General features: G+C 42.3%; 19 protein-coding genes. 2 read left to right on the top strand and 17 right to left on the bottom strand.

The features are described from left to right. Positions 1–101: 101 nt before the first annotated feature. From LC508_RS21645 to LC508_RS21625, 5 genes are all read right to left on the bottom strand, one after another. Positions 102–752 (bottom strand): hypothetical protein, encoded by a 651-nt coding sequence (locus LC508_RS21645; protein ID WP_118593847.1) that lies wholly within the window; start codon positions 750–752, stop codon positions 102–104. Continuing rightward, positions 745–1,086, bottom strand: a complete 342-nt coding sequence (locus tag LC508_RS21640) for a PadR family transcriptional regulator (protein ID WP_103733318.1) — start codon at positions 1,084–1,086, stop codon at positions 745–747. Before LC508_RS21640 ends, LC508_RS21645 begins: the two co-directional genes overlap by 8 nt. 1,595 nt (positions 1,087–2,681) lie before the next feature. Further along, positions 2,682–3,962, bottom strand: a complete 1,281-nt coding sequence (locus LC508_RS21635) for a galactokinase (protein WP_033142137.1) — start codon at positions 3,960–3,962, stop codon at positions 2,682–2,684. Positions 3,963–4,043: 81 nt separating this feature from the next. Then, positions 4,044–4,973 (bottom strand): thioredoxin-disulfide reductase, encoded by a 930-nt coding sequence (trxB, locus tag LC508_RS21630; protein WP_103732674.1) that lies wholly within the window; start codon positions 4,971–4,973, stop codon positions 4,044–4,046. A gap of 19 nt (positions 4,974–4,992) precedes the next feature. Beyond that, positions 4,993–6,309 (bottom strand): hypothetical protein, encoded by a 1,317-nt coding sequence (locus LC508_RS21625; protein WP_225305406.1) that lies wholly within the window; start codon positions 6,307–6,309, stop codon positions 4,993–4,995. A gap of 126 nt (positions 6,310–6,435) precedes the next feature. Between LC508_RS21625 and LC508_RS21620 the strand changes: the two genes are divergently transcribed. Further along, complete coding sequence (locus tag LC508_RS21620) at positions 6,436–8,217, top strand: DUF885 domain-containing protein (RefSeq protein ID WP_103732673.1); 1,782 nt, start codon at positions 6,436–6,438, stop codon at positions 8,215–8,217. Positions 8,218–8,280: 63 nt separating this feature from the next. On the opposite strand, the gene LC508_RS21615 is transcribed toward LC508_RS21620, so the two are convergent. The 9 genes from LC508_RS21615 to LC508_RS21575 form a co-directional block, all read right to left on the bottom strand. After that, a complete protein-coding gene (locus tag LC508_RS21615) occupies positions 8,281–8,730 on the bottom strand; it encodes a MarR family winged helix-turn-helix transcriptional regulator (protein ID WP_033142134.1) in 450 nt (149 codons plus the stop codon). A gap of 88 nt (positions 8,731–8,818) precedes the next feature. Continuing rightward, positions 8,819–9,991, bottom strand: a complete 1,173-nt coding sequence (locus tag LC508_RS21610) for a Gfo/Idh/MocA family protein (protein WP_033142133.1) — start codon at positions 9,989–9,991, stop codon at positions 8,819–8,821. A 24-nt stretch (positions 9,992–10,015) separates the two neighbouring features. After that, positions 10,016–11,893 (bottom strand): Gfo/Idh/MocA family oxidoreductase, encoded by a 1,878-nt coding sequence (locus LC508_RS21605; RefSeq protein WP_103732726.1) that lies wholly within the window; start codon positions 11,891–11,893, stop codon positions 10,016–10,018. A 14-nt stretch (positions 11,894–11,907) separates the two neighbouring features. Continuing rightward, positions 11,908–12,747: a carbohydrate ABC transporter permease gene (locus LC508_RS21600; protein WP_103732727.1), complete on the bottom strand. Its 840-nt coding sequence runs from the start codon at positions 12,745–12,747 to the stop codon at positions 11,908–11,910. 5 nt (positions 12,748–12,752) lie between these two features. Continuing rightward, positions 12,753–13,661 (bottom strand): carbohydrate ABC transporter permease, encoded by a 909-nt coding sequence (locus tag LC508_RS21595; protein WP_081960425.1) that lies wholly within the window; start codon positions 13,659–13,661, stop codon positions 12,753–12,755. A 60-nt stretch (positions 13,662–13,721) separates the two neighbouring features. Beyond that, positions 13,722–15,071: an ABC transporter substrate-binding protein gene (locus LC508_RS21590; RefSeq protein WP_033142131.1), complete on the bottom strand. Its 1,350-nt coding sequence runs from the start codon at positions 15,069–15,071 to the stop codon at positions 13,722–13,724. Between the two features lie 379 nt (positions 15,072–15,450). Continuing rightward, the gene (locus tag LC508_RS21585; RefSeq protein ID WP_033142130.1) at positions 15,451–16,203 is read right to left on the bottom strand and encodes a response regulator transcription factor; all 753 of its coding nucleotides are present in this window, start codon (positions 16,201–16,203) and stop codon (positions 15,451–15,453) included. A 9-nt stretch (positions 16,204–16,212) separates the two neighbouring features. Then, complete coding sequence (locus tag LC508_RS21580; RefSeq protein WP_033142129.1) at positions 16,213–17,970, bottom strand: cache domain-containing sensor histidine kinase; 1,758 nt, start codon at positions 17,968–17,970, stop codon at positions 16,213–16,215. 175 nt (positions 17,971–18,145) lie between these two features. Further along, positions 18,146–18,970, bottom strand: a complete 825-nt coding sequence (locus LC508_RS21575; RefSeq protein ID WP_146051791.1) for a uroporphyrinogen decarboxylase/cobalamine-independent methonine synthase family protein — start codon at positions 18,968–18,970, stop codon at positions 18,146–18,148. A gap of 537 nt (positions 18,971–19,507) precedes the next feature. On the opposite strand from LC508_RS21575, the gene LC508_RS21570 reads away from it, so the two are divergent. Further along, positions 19,508–20,389: a helix-turn-helix transcriptional regulator gene (locus LC508_RS21570; protein ID WP_118593846.1), complete on the top strand. Its 882-nt coding sequence runs from the start codon at positions 19,508–19,510 to the stop codon at positions 20,387–20,389. 64 nt (positions 20,390–20,453) lie between these two features. Here LC508_RS21570 and LC508_RS21565 read toward each other — a convergent pair whose 3' ends face one another. The 3 genes from LC508_RS21565 to LC508_RS21555 all read right to left on the bottom strand — a co-directional run bounded on the left by LC508_RS21565 (position 20,454) and on the right by LC508_RS21555 (position 23,275). Beyond that, entirely contained in the window at positions 20,454–21,200 is a 747-nt protein-coding gene (locus LC508_RS21565) for a DeoR/GlpR family DNA-binding transcription regulator (RefSeq protein WP_103733220.1), read from the bottom strand. Then, positions 21,190–22,842, bottom strand: coding sequence for a phosphoenolpyruvate--protein phosphotransferase (gene ptsP, locus LC508_RS21560; RefSeq protein WP_225305246.1), 1,653 nt, complete (start codon positions 22,840–22,842; stop codon positions 21,190–21,192). Before ptsP ends, LC508_RS21565 begins: the two co-directional genes overlap by 11 nt. Positions 22,843–23,017: 175 nt before the next feature. Next, entirely contained in the window at positions 23,018–23,275 is a 258-nt protein-coding gene (locus LC508_RS21555) for an HPr family phosphocarrier protein (protein ID WP_033142125.1), read from the bottom strand. Between the last annotated feature and the right edge of the window lie 21 nt (positions 23,276–23,296).

The following is a 23,296-nucleotide window of genomic DNA, read 5'->3' as shown; positions in this document are numbered from 1 at the left end:
ATGCAGCATTTGTATTGCTGTTGTATAACTACAATTTTATTGTGGCTTACTAATTTTTAGATACATTTTGGCTACAGGTTAGGCTTTAGTTTTAGTTTGGTTTAGTTAATGGTGTCTGTTATTTTATAGATGATGAGCAGGAGTAGAATGGCAATGAGGACAATGGATATGTGGACGGAAAGAATGACTGTTTTCAGGAAGAAATCAGCACAGATGCAGGCCAGTATAATGGCTGCGAAAAGTACGGGAATTCTTTTGTTGTTTTGGGAACTGATGTTGAAGGAATTTCTGGTGATGGTGTTATACAGAAGGAGGACGGAGCATAAAAGTATGACCATACTTATGATAGCACCTGTGGTTACGGGGATATAAGGCCAGGTGGGGGTGTCTCCAAACATGTCTGACAGACCGAAAAGAAGGCGGACTGCAAGCAGGACTGCTAATGCGACACATAACGTTCCTAAAAAGGAGACCGCTTTTTCCGCACGGGTGAGATGTGGAACCTCTCTCAGAACATTGTCGCAGAATATCTTGTAATCACTGCCTATTATGTCCTCCATGGTATCCCCCCTCTGCTCTCCGTCCAGGATCATCTGTGTAATATCACGCCTGACCAGTTCCTGTTGGTATCCGCTGATATCCGCACCTCGGATATAGACTACCATATCAGTCAGAATTTTATTATCTGCTGCTTTCAGATGAAAAGATAAGTCATTATTTTCCTTCATTAACTGCTTTGTTTGTTTATTCATTTATTAAATCCCCTTTCACATCATCCAACAAACTGGAAACTGCACCGGATAATTCCATATAACTCTCCAGAAATCTTTTGAATTCCTTTTTTCCTTCCTGCGTTATAGAATAATACTTCCTTCTGGGCCCTACCTCCGACTCCCGAAATGTAGCCTGTATCAACTGATTCTTCTCCAATCTCAGCAACAGCGGATAAATCGTCCCCTCAGCCACTTTCCCAAATCCATACTCCCCCAACTGCTCCGAAATCTCATACCCATAAGCCTCCCCCTTCCCAATAATAGCCAACACACACCCCTCTAAAGTCCCCTTCAACATCTGTGAAGAAATCACCGCTTTACCTCCTATCTTGCATTGCAATATAGTTAGCTACATTGTAATGCAAGATAGTTGTTTTGTCAATTGCATTCTTCTATCTAAACAATATCTATAATGCAGTTGTTTCTGTAGACACTCAGTAGTAATTTGTTATGTTGGATACTCGTCAATCCAGGTATATAATAAATTCCCGTGCATTTTCTCTTTTTGTAGACAACTACAAAGGATAACCAATATTTTTCCTGCCAAATAGATAATCATAAAGACAGTTTGACATTTGCATTTAATCTAAATACGCCTGACTTCCCTTCTTCTCACTTTACATCTCAGCTTTCGTCCGTAATCTGACAGCACCCAGCTTCGCTTTCTTCTTATTTTACATATAATCCAAAGCACTTCCTCGGCTTTTGTCCGTAATTTGACAGCACCCAACTTCGTTTTTTTCTTATTTTACATATAATTTAAGGCACTTCCTCGGCTTTCGTCCGTAATTTGATAGCACCCAGCTTCGTTTTTTTCTTATTTTACATATAATTTAAGGCACTTCCTCGGCTTTCGTCCGTAATTTGATAGCACCCAGCTTCGTTTTTTTCTTATTTTACATATAATTTAAGGCACTTCCTCGGCTTTCGTCCGTAATCTGACAGCACCCAGCTTCGCTTTCTTCTTATTTTACATATAATTTAGAAGAAGTCTTCTTTTATATATAACCTCCCATATCTTTTTGTTTTTACTATTTAAAATCAGCAGGCTGACTTCCTTGCTCTTATTCGCGGCCCCTGTCTCCCCTGACTTTTTCCCCACACGGATACCTCCTGCGCACCGTCCGTGAGCCACCCGCAACTCCCCTCTCCATAACTCTCCCACACCCGTCACCTCACAGTTTTATGGAAACCAGCAATTTTCAGAAAATATCATCAGTTTTTCCCGGATATTAGCATATTTTGTCGCACCTCGTCAAATAATAGATTTCAAAAATGTCAATCCCTTTTCCCCACTTTTCCCCAAAATTCTTCTTTTTATCACAAGTGTACAAAACCTTTGTTCTTTCTTTTATTATGTAAATCATATTAATCCACACACATTTTTGTGGAGAATGTGGATAACTTTGAGGATAACTTCATTTTTACAGGGTTTTGTGGATTTTTGTGTGTGGATAACTTTGAGGATGGAATGTGGTAAATGTTGGTTTTTTCGACAAGCATTGTGCATATTCTACAATTGAGAATATTCTGAAAATTATGTCTTAAAAATCCTACTATTTTCTTCAATTTTCCCTCTTCGACGGCATCCCCATGTCCCAGATTTCGTTATGTAACCCGACAGTAAAATTACGTAAACCAGTGTAAACCATATTTCTATTTTCCTTACATGAATTCCCCCTCTAAACACTAACTTAACCTATACCTGAATCTATTCCTGAAAGCTATACCTGAACCTATACTTGAACTTATTCCTGAACCTGCTCCTGAATCTACTCCTGAATTCATTCCTGAATCTATATCCCCATCATCCCTACACCTCAATCCCCCATAACATATCCCCTATATAAAAACTGCACCGGACACTCCCTATCAGGGATTTATCCGGTGCAGCACCTAATCAGATCATTATAAAACTCTTCTTCCGCCTGACTGACGAACCTTCAGAATCTGGCAGGAACCTTTTCCGAAGACCCTGTCCATTCTGGCCTTATACTCATCTACAAAACTGTTTTCCACAAAAATTTCAATGGTACCGGCGAATCCTCCGCCGTGTACCCGTGATACTCCATGCTTTCTCAGAATCTTATCACTGACAGCGAGCGCAATAGACATCGCCTGCTTCTGCACATTGGTGCTGTTGTAGATATTCTGGAGATACTTAAAGGAAGAGTTGCCGGAATCCTTTACCAATTCCAGAAATTCTTTGAAATCCCCATCTCGCAGAGCCTTTACCTCTCCCTCAACTCTTCTCTCCTCCTCAAAGAAATGAAGCGCACGCAGGATAGGACGGTCTCCCAGCACACTTCTCAGACCAGAGATCTGTTTGTAAAAGTCATCCTCCTCAACCTCGCGCAGATACGTCTTTCCAAAGAATTTTGCCACTTTTTTCATCTCTTCCGGGATAGATGCATAGTCATCCCCCATATCCGCATGGGAAGCTTTTGTATCCACAATACACATGCTGTACTGGTAAGATTCAAAATCTGAGGGGACCTTTTCCACAACCGGACTGCCCGGCTCTTTAAAATCAATATGGATCATACCGCCTACGGAACATGCCATCTGATCCATCAGGCCGCATGGTTTTCCAAAATAAACATTTTCCGCATACTGTCCTGTCTGCGCGATCACAACCGGATCAATACTGCCTTCATTAAAGAGGCCGGATATGATAGTTCCAAGGATAACCTCAAACGCTGCAGAGGATGACAGGCCCGCACCGATCAGAACATCACTGACAATATAAGCATTGTACCCCTGTACTTCATACCCTCTTGCCTTTAACTCGGCTGCAACACCACGTACCAGGGCAGCCGTTGTGCCCTCCTCATCGTAACGCTCTTCCAGATCATTGACATCCACATCCACCATCTCATATCCGTCTGAGAGCACATGGATCATGCCATCCTCTGATCTGCCCACAACAGCCAGCGCGTCCTGGTTAATGGATGTAGCCAAAACCATGCCGTTCTGATGGTCTGTATGGTTGCCTCCGACTTCACATCTGCCGGGAGCGCTGTAGATTTCCACATCACTCTCGCCAAAAATTTTCTCAAATTCTTCAATTGCCTTTTTATAACGTTTTCTCTGGTAATCCAGAACGCTTTCATCCACATAGATCTCTTTCAGAATCTCATCGTATTTTCCCTGGAGTATTTCCTCTGCCAGAACCTTCATGTTTTTCATTTGTAATTCCTCCTTTATCATACTGCTGTACGGTCTGTGCAGTAAATGCCCGGACCTGACTGAATGTTTCTTATATTTTTTTCATAATTTCTGTTCCATCAGGTATTTCTGGGCAGAATCCACCGCGTTGGCTCCATCTGCCGCTGCTGTCACGATCTGGCGCAGTTGTTTTGTCCGTATGTCACCGGCTGCAAAGATACCCGGAACGCTGGATGCACAGTCTTCTCCCGCCTCTATATAGCCGGCATTGTTTAATTTTACAAGACTGCCGTATTCCTCTGTGTTAGGCAGGATACCCACTGCGATAAATACACCGTCAACGGCAAGCTCCTTCGTCTCCCCTGTCTTTACATTTTCTACCGCGAGACTCTGCACCTGGTCTGTGCCCCTGATTTCCCTCGGAATAGTATCCCACACAATCTCCACGTTTTCAATAGCCTTTACGCTTTCCTGCAAAATACCTGCTGCCCGAAGTTCATCTCTGCGGTGGATCAGATACACTTTTTTACAAATCCTGGACAGGAAAATGGCATCCTCCACCGCCACATCGCCGCCGCCGATCACAGCCGTGACCCCGTCCTTGAAAAATGCGCCGTCACAGGTAGCACAGTAGGAAACACCCATTCCGGAAAATTCCTCCTCACCGGGGATTCCCAGTGTCCTGTGCCGGGCACCTGCCGCAATAACAAGGGTTCTTGTAAGGTACTGGTTTTTATTTGTGATTATTTTCTTCAGTTCACCCGCTGTCTGTACCTCTTTCACATTCTCCCTGACAAATACCGCACCCAGTTTATCCGCATGGCCTCGGAAAGCTTCCGCCATATCATAGCCGCTCATCCCCGGAAGTCCCGGATAATTGTCCACCTCGTAGGTCTTCACCATCTGCCCCCCGCTGGAGAAATCTTTCTCAATGACCAGCATATCAAGCTGTGCCCGTTTGGCATAAATCGCTGCACAAAGCCCTGCCGGGCCTGAACCGATGATGATGATGTCGTATATTTTCTGCTCCATTTTGTTTTACCTCTGTTCTTTATTCTTCGCCTGCGTCACTGGGAAAATCGTCATCCCCGTACATCGCCGCGGCATCCACGCTGTCCGGCTCTTCCTTTGGCGTACCGATGGCCGCCGCAGAAAGTGTGTCCGGGCTGTTGGACAGTTCTATTTCTCTGACCAGCTTCAGGTCCTTATCCACAAAGATCCTGGTGTAATTCTGTTTTGCCTCATCTGCGTAGATAAAATAGGAAACACCATTGTCCAGCTCCTCCGTCTCATATACATTATCACCAAGCAGAGCTTTCATAGTCTCTTCACTCATACCCAAGGTGATTCCCCTGTAAATCTCCACAGATACTTTGGTGACATCAAAGTCGCCGTGCACGCTGATAACAAAACTGTTTTCCAGAGGGACTGCCAGATCAGCGTAATTGTTCACCACTGCATACAGGGTCTGTCCGTCACGCTCCAGCGTCACATAACCATGGCGGCCGCTCTTAACAATGCTGTCTGAACCATCCTCCAAAATCTCCCACCCGTTCTTCGTAAATTCTGAGACCGGAGCCGGAAGCTTATAGAAATCGCCCCCATACCGCACCACAAACTCCATGATGTCCTCCGGAAATGCTCCCGGTGCCTGATAGCTCAGCACCTCCGCCGGGGTCTCTTTACTTACCTCTTCATTACTGTCCTCAGGCTCTCTGTAATTTTTCAGCACTGCCTTATACAGTATCTCATCCTGTACGTCAAATACAAGATCAGCCTGCTTGTAAATTCCATATTCATAAGTCAGGTAGATATTATCCTTTTCTTCATACTGGTCCGTCGGCATGCCGTATGCCTCTGTGACTTCATCCAAAGTGGAGGTTCCCATCCTGATTTTTCCCGGAAGCTGGTAGACACGGCTGTCATCCTCCCCGCTCTCAAGCTGTACACCGCCTACATAGCATTCACCAAGCAGTTTCTTCTCCCCGTCCAGGTTGACAATATCCGCCGTAAGGGAACCGCCCTCACTGTCCAGCGTCTCACCTTCCAGGAAAGATTCCGGATCAAGGGCTTTTTTGCCGTTGTCCTTCTCATAGGTCCAGCCGGCATTCTTCCACTCCTGCAGCTTTGCCGGAAGTGTGTAGACCGTCTCATTGATGGAAAACTGAAAATCTGAGAGTTTATCTGAAAGCTCCACGCTGTATTCTTTTTGTTCTTCTTTTGTCTCCTCATCTGTTTGTTCTTCATCCGGCAGCGTCATCACGTCCTCATCTTCAGGCGCGGGTTCCTGCCCGTTCTGTGTACAGCCCGCCGTCAGAAGCGCTGCCAGCAGGCATACCATACATAACTTCTTCTTCAAACCAGTCACCTCCTTTACATCCACTACCAAAAGTTTATCACATCCCCGTGCCCTTTTACAATGAAAATACGCATACATGCCTGATTTTTTCATAAACTGTTAAAGAGTTCTCAAGTATCATCCAAGGAGCATCTTTTGAAAAAATTCTTATCTTCCAAGAAGAGATTTCTGGTCCCCTGTTTTATTGTCCTGGCTGTCTTCCTCTTCCTTATTATTTATACCCAAAAAGACCGCTTTCTTACAGAAGATGCCCGTTTTGAAAAATTTACACATCAGCTTTTTACCGAGGAGGTGAAATCCAACACCTTAAACCTCCATTATACTCTGGCCTATCCTGAAAAATACGGGATAAAGAATTATCCCATCAAGCTGGGTTCCATGGACCCGGATAAACTAAAGGACAGCTATGATTCCGTGGAGGAGTACAAGAAAAACCTGGAAAAGTTCACCTACAAAGAGCTGTCCAAAGACAACCGTATCACCTACGACATCCTGAAGCTTGACTTTAACACACAGCTTTCCATAAAAGATAATTATATGCTGCAGGAACCGCTGAGCCCCAATCTCGGCATCCAGTCCCAGCTTCCTGTACTTTTGGCGGAATATACTTTCCGCACCTCTGATGATATCAAGGATTACTTTACACTTCTCTCCTCCATGACCGGATATTTTGACGAGATCCTGGAATTTGAAAAGAAAAAGGCAGAAGAAGGCCTGTTTATGAGTGATACCAGCGTGGACCGCATCATTGCCCAGTGCAATGCGTTCACAGAAGACCTGTCCGCCAATTATCTTTCCACCATGTTTAAGGATAAGATGAAGGGATTTGTCTCCCGGAAAGCCATGACTCAGAAGCAGGCTGACTCTTACATAAAAATGCATGAAAAAATCATGGCCAAACGTGTCTTCCCTGCCTATCAGTCCCTGGCCAAAGGTCTGGCTGACTTAAAGGGAAACGGAACAAATTCCGGAGGGTTGTCCAATCTCCCTGGAGGGACATCATACTACCGATATCTGATCCGCAGTGAAACCGGAGATTACAGGACCATCAAGGAAATCGAAGAACGGCTCTACACGCAACTCCTGACCGATTATAAAAAAATGCAGAGCCTGATTGTATCCAATCCCAAATTGCTGGCAGATGCCTCCTCCCTGCCGGAAACCTGCAGCAGTACGCCGGCACAGATGCTTGATTACCTGAACAAAGCCATCTGCGAAGATTTCCCCGACAGCGGAAAGCCTGCCTACAAGGTAAAATATGTGCATGAATCCATGGAGAACTTTTCCAGCCCTGCCTTTTACCTCACACCACCGGCCGATACCCTGAGTCCCAATATCATCTATATCAACAAGAGCAGTCAGGTAAGCGAGGCGGAACTCTTCACTACACTGGCGCATGAGGGATTTCCGGGTCATTTGTACCAGACATTGTATTTCGGAAAAACAGAACCGGATGATATACGGCATCTCCTGAGTTTCGGCGGTTATGTGGAGGGCTGGGCCACTTACGTGGAATCCCTGTCCTATGGGTACGGCGCAGAATATCTGAAACTGGATGATTCCCTGATGGAACTTCTGTGGCTGAACCGCTCCGTGAGCCTTTGCCTCTATTCCCTGCTGGACATTGGTATCCATGACCATGGTTGGGACCTGGGGACAGTGACAAAGACACTGAACTCTTTTGGAATCGCCTCACAGGATACATGCAGGGAAATCTTCCAGTATATAGTGGAAAATCCGGGGAATTATCTGAAATACTATCTGGGATATCTGAACTTTATGGATTTGAAAAAAGAAGCGCAGACGGCTGCCGGAAAGTCCTTCCAGTTAAAGGAATTTCACCGATACATTCTGGAACTGGGACCTGCACAGTTTCCTGTTTTGAAAAAATATCTGCTCATGGAATATAAACAGTAAAAAGAGATGCCGTAAAAACAGTCTGCAGAGATGCAGTCTGTTCTTACGGCATTTTTGAAATTTCTATTCTTTCTTATCCCTGTAGGAATCAAAGAATTTTCTCAGATTCAGCAATGACTTCACCAGTATTTTCTGCTGCTCTTCATCCAGGTCCTTCATCAGAGCCTGAATCATTCCGTCATGGAATTTCATATGGTGGGTATTGGCCTTTTCTCCCTTTTTTGTCAGGGATATGAGCACCACCCGACGGTCCTCCTCACTTCTGACTCGGTTCACATATCCTTTTTTCACCAGGCTGTTTATGGCAATCGTCAGGGTTCCCACGGTCACGGACAGGGTCTTTGCCACGGATGACATGTTTCGGGCGCTGTTCACTCCGATTGCTTCTAAAATGTGCATGTCGTTTACGGAAATATCTTTGAATTCAGAAGTAATAAGGGCCTTCTCTTCTATATCCATAATTTCCTGGAAAAGATTGACCAGGACGTCATGAAAGACTTCATAAGGTTCCACTTTATCACTCCTTTGTTATGTTTGATTCTATTATATATGATTTATATATATAAAACAATCAAAACTTTTGATAATCAAAGGATTTACCTTACCAATTTACCTTCCATCTTTTTTTATAGCTGCTGCTTAATTTTTCATCTGTAATACTTTTATTTGTTGGGGATGTTTTGGTGTGTTCCTCCAGCATACGATTAAACATATCATCATCAAACGGAATTTCTACAACTTTGTCGGTCCAACTAGAAAGATAAGCACTATTAGAAATAGACAGCTCAAAGATTCCCTCTTCTCCAGGTGCCAATAAAGGTGTGCCTTTCAAAATTGCATCTGAAAAATTCTGAAGTATTCCCCTATGTCCAATCTCCTTCTCACTTTCAAAAAATTCCTGATATTTTATTTTCGGCATTTCTTCATACTGTTCTGCATGAAAACAGTAATAGCGTTCGGGAATGTCATACTTCCAGTATTTAAGAGTTCCATTTTCCAATACCATCTTGCCCTGATCTCCGCTTATCTCTAATCTGTTCGTGCCCGGATATTCTCCTGTGGAAGCAATAAATACAGCTGTTGCACCACTATTATACATGCCATAAATAAGGGCTTCATCCTCCACCTCAATGTTATGATATTTTCCCACATTACAGAAAGCATATACTCTGTCAGGCATACCAAAAATCCACTGCATCAAGTCCAAATTATGGGGTGCTTGATTTATCAAAACTCCACCCCCCTCACCCTTCCATGTCGCACGCCATCCCCCAGAATCGTAATACTCCTGTGTCCTGTACCAGTTAGTAACAATCCATATCAAGCTCTTAAGTTCACCCAGGCTACCCGTGTGTATCATATCACGAGCTTTTTGGAATAGTGTATTTGTTCTCTGATTAAACATAATTCCAAAAACACAATTTGATTTTTGGGCCGCCTCATTCATCTTTTTAGCTTCTGTCACCGATACCGCTTCCGGTTTTTCCGTAAGTACATGCAAGCCTGCATTAAGTGCATATATCCCAACAACAGTGTGCAGCCGATGCGGCACTGCAATAAGGACGGCATCCACCGATTTACTGTCTACAAGTTCTTTGTAATCTGAAAAGACTTCAATATCTGGGTATTTTCTCTCTGCGCGCTTTCTTTTGTCTAAGTTTATGTCACATACTGCAGTCAGCCTCAGACCCTCTACATTATTTTCATATATACATGATGCATGGGCACTCCCTATATTACCAAATCCCACGATTCCTATTCTAACTTCTTCCATACTTTCACTGCCCTGCTTTCTTCTTCAGAGCTTCACCCATCCTTCTCCGCTCTTGGCACTTTCATACATTTTGTCTAGAATATATCGGGATTCCCTTCCCACTTCCGCATCGAGTTCCAGAGCTTGACCTGTTCTTACACAATATGCGAAATTATCGCTCGCCTGCCTCCACTGTCTGCTTGTGGGATATGGTGCCTCCTCTTTCCATTTTCCATCACTCCACCAATAAATGTGATTTCCCTCAGGTCCGCCTGTTGTATAATAATAAACACCTTTCGTCCCAATAATCTCTATTCGAGCACTCCATGTGGATGCCGGATAACATGTAGTGGATGAAAATCGGACAGTAGGTCCACCCTCATAAATCCATTCTGATATACCAAAATCTTCCGCCTCAATATCATGTATCTTGGTATCAATCATAGCTCTTACTTTATCTGGTCTTCCAAATAACGTAAGTATCCTGTTTATTTCATGTATACCCTGGTTTGAAAAGGCTCCTCCGCCATCCAGTTTCCATGTTCCCCTCCATTCTCCGTTTTCCTTGTAATATTCATCAGTTCGGAGTATATTGAGTATTGTATTGACCGACAGCACTTGACCAAAAAAGCCTTTCTCTAGTGCTGCTTTCAGGTCGCTCAGCTCTGTATCAAAATGGAAATCAAAATCAATACCGAACAGCAATCCCTTTTCCTTCGCTAATTGAATTGCTCTGCTACAGTTGTCCACATTAGCATCTATCGGCTTTGTCACCAACACGTGTTTGCCTGCCTCAAGGCATTTTTCTGCAATAGAACAATGCATACCCGTAGGTGTAACAATATACATCACCTCCACTTCCGGATCTTGAAGAAAAGTTTCAATGTCATCGCTATATGGTACCTTGTACAATTCCCCAATTTCTTTTGCCTTCTCGACATTTATATCACACACTCCATATAAGCAGGTTCCATCCGTCTCTGTTATCTGCTTTGCCCTATTCTTGCCCATTCCAAGACCGACGACTACAAAACGTACCGGATCAGCAGAATATGGCCTGGGAAATTCATCCATAATTTTTAACGCACTCTGCATGTCCGACGGAGCTGATGCAGGCATCATTTTTTTAATGTAATTATATACAATATGTGTGGCTTCCTTATTTGTATATGGAGAAAAAGGAGGATTGTGTGTCTCAATAGATACAGGAAAATCTTTACCTAATGTGGATGCACCTGCCAATATTCTATCCCATGGAACATGTTTAAATCCTAATTCATCTATCACACCCCAGCTTTTGGCATGAATCATATTTGTATACTGCAGCGCTTTTGCAAAATAAGAAATACAGTCCCCTTTTGCCTCAGGAAGTACATCAAAATAATTAGCGGGATCCCACGCCATACCCCATCCGGGTACATCAAGTGCTTTCAAAATGGAAATCACTTCATCCGGTGTTTGTCCACAGTTTTCAAATCCCAAAATAAGTCCTGCTTCCTTGGCTCTACTTGCCAACGGCTGGAACCGTTCAAGAACCTGATTCATCATATCCGGCATCATAGCCAGAGCTCCAAAATATTTGTCTTCCGGTTCTTGCTGCCAATAACAAAAACATCTAACCAGCTTTGTACCCAATATTTCCGATGCACGGATAATACCTTCCAGTTTCTCCCTTTCTTCCTCTTGTCTTTCTTTATCTGGCAGATGGACTTTTGCCAAAGAGGTCTGTAATGCACCGACTTTGAGACCATATCTGTCCAATTTTTCTTTTAAGTCCCTGAGTTCCTCTTCCGTCTGAAACTCTATTCCCTTTCCATTAATCATGCCTCTAAAATCCACATGAGTTACTCCCCATCCCTTGATCACAGGCAGAGCCTTATCCACATCGACATATAATTCATCCGTAAAAATTGAAATATTCATAATAATATCCTCCCTTAACCTTTAAGTCCCTGCGTACTCATACCTTCAACCAAATATTTCTGTAGAAATATAAAAATTAAAAGAACCGGCACTAGTGATATGGTTGACATAGCAAACATGGCACCGTAATCCGATGTAGAACTTGGATCACAATATAACTTCAGGGCTATACTTATGGTATACATTTTAGTTTTTTTCAGATAGAGAAGCGGTGCCATATAGTCATTCCACCTATTGATAAATGCAAATATTGCTACAGTTCCAAGGCCCGGCTTCATAAGTGGAACAAATATCTTTGTAAAAATTGTATAATAAGAACATCCATCAATCTTCGCAGCCTCATCCAGCTCTCTGGGGATACCGTTTATAAAATTCATCAGCAAATAAACAAAAAATCCCTGAATAGCAAAAAAGTAAGGTATAATCAATGGTTTAAAACTGTTAACCCATCCCAAATTGTGGTACCAGAGATACTGAGGTATCATCATTACCTGCTCTGGCAGCATCATAGTCAGCAGGACAAGCGCAAACAAAATATTCCTTCCTTTAAACCTGAGTCGTGACAAACCATAAGCCACTAGAGAGGATGAAAGCAGACTTCCAAATACTACGGTAAGTGTAACGAATGCTGTATTCTTGATAAACACTCCAAACGTAGTGTGTGAAACACCTCTCCATCCGTTTTGGTAATTGTCAAAAGTGACAACCTCTGGAAATAGCTGTGTTGCCGTATTAATAATGGTATTAGTTTCTTTAAAGGAACTCATGAGCATCCAAATCAATGGATACAGCATAAGGATTCCTCCCAGCAATGTCAGTATATGATAAATGATATTATTCTTTTTTTTTCTGATCATTCCTAATATCCTCCTTCATATACCCAAAACTTCTTTGTTCCGAACAGTACAGCCGTGAAGATTGCGATTATTCCCAGAAGCACCCATCCCAGTGCTGCCGCATACCCAGCACTGTTATATAAAAATGACTGATCATACATATATAATACATAAAACAGTGTTGAATCAAGCGGTTTTCCTGCAGTGATAATCTGACCCTGAGAAAAAACCAGCAGCCCGTTAATAAACTGAAGTAGAAAATTCAGAAAAATTGCAGGCGTAATAAGCGGCAGCGTAATACTGAAGAAACGCCTTATTCCCATAGCCCCATCAACCTTTGCTGCTTCAAACAACGTAGCCGGAATCTGCTTGATACTTGTAAGAAATACAAGCATAGAGGAGCCGAACTGCCAGGCGCTCAGAAGTATGATCACCCATATTGCAGTCTTGGTACTGCCCAGCCACAGGTGATGCAGTCCGAATATCTGATTTATTACCCCGTCCCCTGAAAACATCTGTTTCCACAAAATTGCCACCGCTACAGAGGGCCCAATGATTGACGGAAGATAGTACATCGCCCTATACACAGGTGTCATTTTTGTAGTTTTTAATAACACTAATGCTACTAAAAGTGCGAACACTACCCGAAGAGGCACAGCTACAAAGGTGTAAAACAGTGTAACGCTAAGTGCTTTGTAGAATTTTGGGTCATCCGTAAATATGGTTATATAATTTTTCAATCCCACAAATCGAGGTTCACTCACAATATTGAAATCGCACAGAGAATAATACATGGATATCAACATGGGAACCAGAATAAAAAGAAGGAATCCCAAGATAAACGGCAAAGAAAAAATATATCCCGCCACACTTTCAGAACAAAGCCTTTTCTTCCACTTCCCGGTACTTCCTGCAGTCATTTTGTTTTGCATATTACCACCCTTTTTCTGAAGAGCTGCCCCGCTTTTGGGGCAGCCCTTCTTTACATATTTTTATTCTTTAGCCTCCTGGAGTATTTTATTTCCCTGTTCAAATAATTCCTTAGCTGCTTGTTCCGGAGTATATTCACCGTAATATACTTTTTCGTTAATATCTTCCATCAAACCGTCTCTTATCTGACTTACCCCCGAAGGTGGCGCTGGATTTGCCGGAGAAGAATTAGGGGCAACTACATTCGTAATATAATTGAAAATCATGGAACTGGTTTCGTCCAGTCCCTCTGCAACATGTTCTGCAATTACTGCAGATGCTGGAACGCCCGGCTCGCCTTTGATAATATCATTAGGTTCTTCATTGTTCAGCCACCAATTTAGAAGGGCTATAGTCTCATCTATGTGCTGACTTGCAGCAGAAACGGTCCAGCACATGGACTGTCTTACATAATTCGATTTTTTGGCGTCATCAGATGGTCTGGTGGTAATACCCAGCTTCAACCCCTCAGGTGCTGCAGCCTGAAGAGCTGCCATCTGATTTGAATTATATGTTGCACACCAGGATTGTGTCTCAGGAGAAGTAAAGTTAATCAACGGATCCTCCTCCAACGCAGTCCTGCCAATTCTTACACTATAATCCAGCAGCCACCCCTCTTCATTCCCCTGCTCAAGCAGTTCCCAATATGGAAGTAACTCCTCCCAACTATCAACCCCAAGCCTTCCGTCCTCAAATAGTACCTTACCCTCACTTCTGAGCATCATCTCCATGCCATCGCATGGACCGATCAGAAATGTCTTTACGCCAGTCTCATCAAAAACTTTTTTGCATATGCTTGTAAAATCATCAATAGTCATAAAGTCTTTTATTTCTATTCCCAAATCATCCAGCAGTGTCTTGTTATACACCATAGAAAGTGCTGCTGTCCCCGCAGTGATTCCATATATCCCATCTCCCATCCTGCCAGTGTCCAACACAGCTTTGCTGACATTACTTACATCTAAAGCTCCGCTCTCTATGTACGGCGTCAGATCAAGAAGCTGACCTGCATTTACATATGGTGCCATATAATCAGACTGGGACATCATCAGATCCGGAAGTGTTCCTCCCGCTGCTGCTGCCGACAATGTGACAAAATAATCATCAAAACTGGAAGTCTGAGTTTCAATTGACACACCCTGATTTTGCTCCGTATACAAGTCAAAACATGATATAAACCTTTCGTTCCGTATCTGAGACCCCCACCAGGATGTAACCAGTTCAACAGGTTCCCCCTCTTCCTTTTCGTCAGTTTCGTTTTTTTCTGCCTCTATATCATTCCTGTCGTCTTTTGCCTCACCTTGTCCTCCACACGCGGAAAGCCCTGTCACCATAAATGCACAAATCAGCAGTGAAATCCATTTTCTTTTCATTCGTCATCCTCCATATATTCATATTATCTGATACATTATTGATAGAAAATTACTCTGTCGGTTTTCTGTTGTTAAAAATTACTTAGCACCAAAATACGGCCGTATTTTTTGTGCATTCCCTCTTTTATCATGTGATCACTTGAATATAGACAAATTATATTCCCTTCCATAATTTATTTATATATATAAAACCTACTCATTTGTTCATTTTTCCTACTTTTTAGACAATTTCCAATTTATTATAGTCATATTTCAATCAAACATATATCTTCTCTAATTCGTCTATCATATCTTTGAAATAAACCTCAAAAAATACCGCTTTTATTGGGTATAACCAACAAAAGCGGCATATTATAATCAGAATTCCGTAATCTTGTGTTTAGTATACTCTCTTTGCAAATTCGCGGGGGCTCATTCCCGTAGATTTCTTAAAGGACTGGCTGAAATACTGCGGATTATTCCCATATCCTACCTGTTCCGCAATGGCAAAGATATCATCACCGCCATATTTAATCAGTATTTCCTTTGCTCTGCTCATCCGTATACCATTAAGATAGGCAGAAAATCTTTGCCCCGTTTCCTGCTGAAAACGTCGACTTAAATAATCCACATTCATAAACATAAAATTCTCTGCAATCCATTTCAAAGACATTTCGGAATTCCCCATATTCTCTTCAACAAGCATCATAATTTTCTCAATCACATCGGAATAAGACCGCTGTTCTTCTGACTCGATATCTAAACCTTTACTGCGGTCTTTCAATATATCACTGCAGACTTCACTTACTGCACTCATAATTTGTTCTTCGTTACAGGGCTTTAATAAATAATGTTTTACATTATATTTCATGGCTTCCCGCGCATATTCAAACTCCCCATAAGCTGAGAGTAATATGTATCTGGCCGAAATGCCTTTTTCAAAAAGTTTCTTAATCAATTCTAATCCCGTCATTCCAGGCATCCTAATATCCGTTAGTATAATATCCGGTCTGATTTTCATAGCAAGATTATAAGCTTCCGTCCCATTTTTACAAACACCAGACATCTCCACGCCGAGGCTTCCCCAATCAATAACCTCGCAGATACTCTCCCTGATTATCTTCTTGTCATCTGCAATTATTATTTTAAACATATTTGTCTCCTATTCTGCTTCGTGGAACGGCAAATGTACCTTTGCCGCCGCCATATCCCCATCATTGTACAAAAACAATCCGAAAGCTTCTCCATAAGTCAACTTAATCCTATTATCTATATTTAAAAGACCTATTCCATGACCACTTGGCTTAACTCTCCCTTCTCTAAGCTTATCCAAAAGATTTTCCTGAAATTTTGACCCATTGTTTTTTACTATAATATCCCATTCGTTGCCTTCCTTTGATGCAGTTATTTGTATAATACATGACTCAAGCATAGCATCCATAGAATGTATAACTGCATTTTCAATCAATGGTTGAATAATCAACTTTGGCAACAATGCCGTCAGAAGTTCTTCCGGCACTTTCTGGCTGTATAGAAGATGTTCATCCATACTTGCCTGCTGGATAACAACATAATACCTGGCTAAATCCAGTTCCTGCTCTAATGTGATAATACCTGCTTTATTAGCCAATGTTGCATGAAGTAAATTTCCCAGCGCCTCTACCATCTCACTGATTTCCTGTTCTTTAATCACTTTCGCTCTCCAATTGATTGTCTCCAGTGTATTATATAAAAAGTGTGGGTTTATCTGAGTCTCAAGAACTTCTATTTTAGCTTCCTTTATACTCAGTTCTTTTTCGTAATTCGTATGAATCAATTCCATTATACGTTTTTCCATTTCATCAAACTGTTGATGCAACAGGCCTATTTCATCACTTCTATCTGCATAATTATAATTACTCTCCACAATACTCTCCTCCTCCCCCATAAACTTTTTGATTTTCAAAATCAGATATTTGAAATGCCGCATAAGCTTATGTATCAACCAATTTGTCAACCATATCACTATGAAAATACAAATGATGAACAGAACACTTGCCTGTAATATGGAGGCAGATATCTGTTTGACTATATCGTCATACGGTACAAGGCATATATAATTCCACCCCAATCCACTCATTAGGCTGCAAACTGCAAAGTACTTTCTTTTATCTATTTTAAGAATATCGTATGATTTCTGTTTTGTATTTGTATAAACATCATCCAAAATCTGCAGTGAAAAACCTGATGGATTGTAAATCGGGATTCCATCCTGATCTATAAGAAGATAATGAAATTCTTTATACTGATTAAAAGCATGTGCAGCCTCCATTAGTCCCGGCGTATCTATATTAATAATAAGTGTTGCTAAATGATCTAGTTTGATTTCCTTCATTCTCCGTATCTCTCTGGCAAGAATCAATCCACGCTCCTCACAGTATTCAGTAACCCAGATTTCCCTTCCCTTACCACTTGCCAGCTTTTTTTCAATGTCTTCTTTCAGTTCATCGTTCAAAGGCGAGGCAGCTTTGTTCTGGACAATAATTTCTGCCTTATCAGAATACAGAGAAATACAATTTATATATGTATATTCCTTAAGATACGTGGAAAGTTCGTAGTAAAGCTCGTTATACTCCTCTGTATAAAGTGTATCAGAATCTTTCACGTTACTGAGTATTTCCTGAATCCTGGTATCTTTTAATATCAAGCCAGAAAGGCGTTCATAGCCATTAAGCTGTTTTGTAATATCATAGTTGGTGTAGGTTAGAACATTGGTTACAGATTGAAACAATGTGTAATTGTAAGTCGAAATAATATGATATATGCTTATGAGGGAAAATACTGTCATAAGACTAATGCAAGTTATCATAATCAATAGTATCTTATTTTTCAGTTTTATATTGTTGATTAAGAAAGCCATTTTATTTCTTATATACTTCATATGGCATATATTTCTCCTTAAATTTTCAGAAATTTCATATTTATTTCATACTAACACCAAAGCAATATATAGGCAACTGACAAATAGATATATTTTATTCCATTTTTTTCCATATATTGTGCCTATTTCAAGTAAGCAAAACCGCCGTGCTATACACAGCAGCGGCGGCTAAATATTATTTATCTTTTATCCAGGCAGACAACGAAATACCGCTGTACACATTTCCCTTTAATTCAATTCCTTCCCGAACCGCCCTTTCACACTCAGCAGGGTCCAGACCTATGATCTGTATTCCTTTATCCACAGTATTTTTATATATAATGCTCATATCGTTCCACTGCGGCTGGGACATATTGATGGCATACATCTGTTTTAAATCTGCCAGCTTGTCAATATAGTGATCCCCTTTTCCGCAAAAATGTATCACACCTCCACGAAAGGCATTTAATATTTGTTGATCATAGGGCTGTACAAATCTCTCATAACAAGCACCCGAAATATTCATGGCTGCATCATTACGGATTAAAACATTTCCTTTGTGGAGCATTCCCCAATCCACACACATATCCTGGCTATATGGCGGATAATAATAATACCATTCCCGTTGTACCGCTATAAAAGTATCCGTCACAAGCTGCATCATATTTTCGACTTCTTCTGGTTCATCATACAAATCCACATACATGTTGGAACCCATCAAGTTTTCTGTAATAGGCAGCGGCCCCTGCAGGTCAGGAGAATAAACGTGAACATGTTTTTGTATCATTGGATAATCCCTTATCAGTTCTTTCAAATACATGGCAAATCCAAACACCTTTTTACCAAGTCCACTGCGGAGGTCCGGAATTCCGCGTTCCAGCAGCTTGGAGATGGTATCCTCCTCTCTTTCCAGATTTCTGGTACAAGGAAGCGTGTCATTTTCATATGGCATAATAAAGAAAGGAGCGCCAAACATGGTGGGAATGATGCCAGTTCCGTAATTCGCCCGGACACTCAGCATTTCACCGCCCCCACTTGCTAAAATATCAGAACACATCTTTAGTTGAGAAAGTATCATTAACTCATAGTCCTCTATTGCATCATTAATCATTATTCGGGGCCAGTCGATTAAAGCCGGCTTTTTTATATTCCTTTTTGGACTAAAATAACCAGATGTGATACCCCCACGAGCAAAATTTTCCCATTCTTGTGCCAACCTGATTTCCTGCTCGTCATCAATTCTGTACTCCAAATCGTCCAGATATCTTTTAATGCTCTCCATTTTTCCATTCTCCCAATTTACTAATATTTATCAAAATTATATTTTTATTAATCTTGAAATTATAATATCAGGATTGTTTTGTTTTATTTTAGAAATTCATTATTTTTTTTGATAATTCTTGTTTTTTTCACTGGCAGCGGTATAATGAATATATCTTTTAAAGCTATTGATATCTGTTATCTATGTTGCTGCTGTCCCTCAGAACAAAAATATCAAATAAAACCAAATACCGGAAAACGGCAATAATGTAGAAGATATCCCGTGAAGGAGACTGTATTGAAAAATGAATATGAACGATATAAAGAATCTTTCTCTCAGGACTTCTCTGTCCAATACAAAAAATCTTACATAAGTGCTAAAAATAATTATCACATCCATGATGTACTGGAAGTCATGCTGGTGCGTACCGATGGTATTATAACAATGATTGCAGAAGAACGGCATCCTATCGCAGCAAATACACTACTTCTTTTTAATCACATGGATCTGCACTATAACATGCTATCACCCGCCAATAAAAGTCATGACAGATATGTTATATTTTTCTCACCTGAATTCGTGGAAGGCCTATCCACACCTCAGACTGACTTACTGGAATGTTTTTACTTCCGTCCATTCAAAACACCCTGGATACTCCCTATCTCATGCCAGGATGCTGCAGAATATTCATTATTATTAGATAAGATCATACAATTAAAAAAGGAAAATGGAAATTACGGTTCAGAACTAAATGCACGGCTTTTATTAGGAGAATTTTTATTGAAAGTTAATCAGAACTATAGAAATTATCACAAAATTACAATGCTTGATATTACTGCCCAGTACCGTCAGATTTACCAAATCATAAATTTTATTCATCAAAATTATGCTGAGAATCTAAATCTCGATATAATGTCTAAAGCATTTTATATTAATAAATTCTATTTATGTAATATTTTTAAAAAGGTGACAGGAACATCACCTAATCAATATCTGATTCGTTGTCGAATTATAAAGGCAAAGGAACTGCTGCTCCAGGGGTTTTCTGTTGAATCTGTATGTATGATGACAGGATATAACAGCCTACCGCATTTTAGCAGATCTTTTAAATCACAGACTGGTATCAGCCCTAAAAAATATCAACTGAATCATAAAAAGAGCTTTCAAGACACAGTCTAAATATTAACCACTGATGGTAATGTAAACAGAAGAGTCCGGAAAACCGGACTCTTTTTTATCCCTGCTATTTAATGATCAAAACATTCCTGCACCCTGCAAAAGATTCCGGCGGTTCCCGGTCGGTCAGGACCTCCGCAGATTCAAAGGGTGCAAATGTGACAGAGCTGATATTCCCGAACTTTGCCGCATCCGCCAGGATATAGCGTTTTCCGGACTGTTCCAGGGCAGTTTTCTTCACCAGGGCCTCATTGCAGTCCGGTGTGGTGTAGCCTGCTTTTCTGCTGACTCCGTTTGTGCCGAAGAAACCTTTTGTAAAGTGAAAGTTCTGGAGGCTTAAGATTGCCTGATTTCCCACTACCGCCTCTGTGGTTCCCTTCAGTTCCCCGCCGATCAAAAGGACACGGAAATCCAGGGCTGCCAGGCGCTGTGCGTGGGATACCGCGTTTGTCACAAAGGTTACGGATCTCTCTGTGACATAGTCGATCATGTATCCTGTGGTCGTCCCTGCGTCCAGATAGATAAAATCATCCGGTACCAGCAGAGAGGCGGCATAGCGGGCTATGGCCTGCTTTTCTTCCTTGTTCACACCGACTTTCTGGGCCACGGAAGGCTCCGCAGCCGTAAACGCAGCATCCACCGCCACGGCACCGCCGAACACCTTTACCAGCTTTCCTGCCCGGTCGAGGGCTGTCAGGTCACGGCGAATGGTGGATTCTGATGTATTCAGCATTTCCTTTATCTCCGTGACCGTTATACTTTTCTTTTCATCCAGAAGCTTCAGTATCTCTTCAAAACGTTTCTCAGTCAGCATTTTTCTTCCTCTTGTATTCTTCTACATCTGTCTCCAGAACGATTTTGCGGATGGGGAGAATCCGTCCGGGCGAAACAGAGAGTTCATCCACTCCCATGGCCAGAAACTCCCTGGTCAGAGTCAGGTCCGCACCCAGCTCTCCGCAGATTCCTGCCCAGATACCTGCCCTGTGGGCATTTTCCACAGTCATCCGAATCATGGCCAGGACTGCAGGATGGTGGGGATCATAGAACGCATCCAGTTGTGGATTCTGACGGTCCACAGCCAGGGTATACTGGGTCAGGTCATTGGTGCCGATGCTGAAAAAGTCCACCTCTTCTGCCAGGTCCGCGCTTACCATGACCGCTGCGGGCGTTTCTATCATGATACCCTGTTCCGGTATCCGGTAATCCATATTCTGCTCCTCCAGCTCTGCTTTCACTTCCTCCACGATCTCCTTTATCCTCCTAATCTCCCAAAGGCTTGTTATCATGGGATACATGACCGCCAGATTCCCGTAGACAGCAGCCCGGAACAGAGCCCGGAGCTGTGTCTTGAACACCTGGGGGCGAGTGAGGCAGATGCGGATGGCCCGGTATCCCAGAGCCGGATTATCCTCATCATCCATATGAAAATAACCGCATTTTTTGTCGGCGCCGATATCCAGGGTGCGGATGATCACGCGCTTTCCGGCCATGGTCTCAGCCACCGTTTTGTAAATCTTAAACTGTTCCTCCTCGGTGGGGTAATCCTCCTTCTCCAGATAGATGAATTCACTTCTGAAAAGGCCGATTCCGCCGGCATCATTCTGTACAACAGTAGCCAGATCTTTTATATTTCCAATATTAGCATATAGCATGACTTTTTTACCGTCAAGCGTTATATTTTCTTTTCCTTTTAACTGCTGGAGAAGTTCTTTTTTCTCCTCTTCCTCCTGCCGGCGTTTCTGCATTTCGGTAAGGAATTCCGGGTCAGGGTCCACATAGACTGTGCCGTCCGCGCCGTCCACTACAGCAAGCTTTCCGTCCACACGGTCATCCAGAGGGATGTCGGTTCCGATAAGAGCAGGGATCCCCATGGTACGGGCCAGAATGGCGGTATGGGAATTTACGGAACCGTGGACGGTGACAAAGGAGAGGACCTTATCTTTATCAAGCTGCACTGTCTCGGAGGGCGCCAGATCATCCGCCAGGATAATCACCGGTTCCTCTGTGTTCACCGTACTTTTCGACCCGCCTCCCAGAACTGCCAGGATACGCTCGGAAATGTCTTTTACATCAGCAGCCCGCTCTCTCATATATTCATCCTCCATGGAGGCAAACATCTGGGAAAAGTTGTCGCTGGTCGCTGCGACGGCGTACTCTGCATTGACCTTCTGTGTCCTGATAATATTTTCGACAGATTCATTATAGTCATCATCCTCAAGCATCATCTGATGGATCTCAAATATAGCGGCATTCGCCTCCCCCACTTCCTTTACTGCCTTATCATACAGGCCTTTCAGCTGACTGACTGCCTCCTCCTTTGCCCGGGTGTAGTGCTGCATCTCATCGTCGGTATCCTCTGTCTTTACGCGTTTGACCTGCTGTTCCCCTTTCCGGTATACACATATCTTTCCAATTGCAATACCGCCAAATACACTTTTTCCTCTATATTCCTTCATCCCTGTACTCCTTTCTGACATGTTCCTGCCTGTAAAATGCTGCTGTTCACTCCGTGCATGGCGGGACAGCCGCGTGTGATCAGTAACCTGAAAAAAGCTGCTGCAGCTTTCCTCTGCAGCAGCTTCTTGCCTACCCAAATGTATTTTAAACTATTTCTTACTCATTTTGCTTTGATTACAGATTTTCCTGCATAAATGTGCTCACTGCCTCATATGCGGCATCCTCGTCTTCGCCGTCAAATGTCAGGGTCACTTCCTGTCCTTTTTTCACGCCAAGGCCCATGATACCGAAAATCCGCTTGCAGTCTCCTTCTTTTCCATCCTTTGCAAGTTTGATGCTGCTGGCAAATCCTTTTGCAACTTTAACCAGCTCTCCTGCGGGACGTGCATGGATGCCTTCCGGGTCTGTGATGGTGTACTTAAATTCTTTCATGATCTTTCTCTCCTTTTATGA

This window comes from Blautia parvula, assembly GCF_020215665.1.
Classification (GTDB): Bacteria; Bacillota; Clostridia; order Lachnospirales; family Lachnospiraceae; genus Blautia; species Blautia celeris.
The sequence above is the reverse complement of the archived record's forward strand: the minus strand, read 5'-3'. Positions and strand labels throughout refer to the sequence as shown.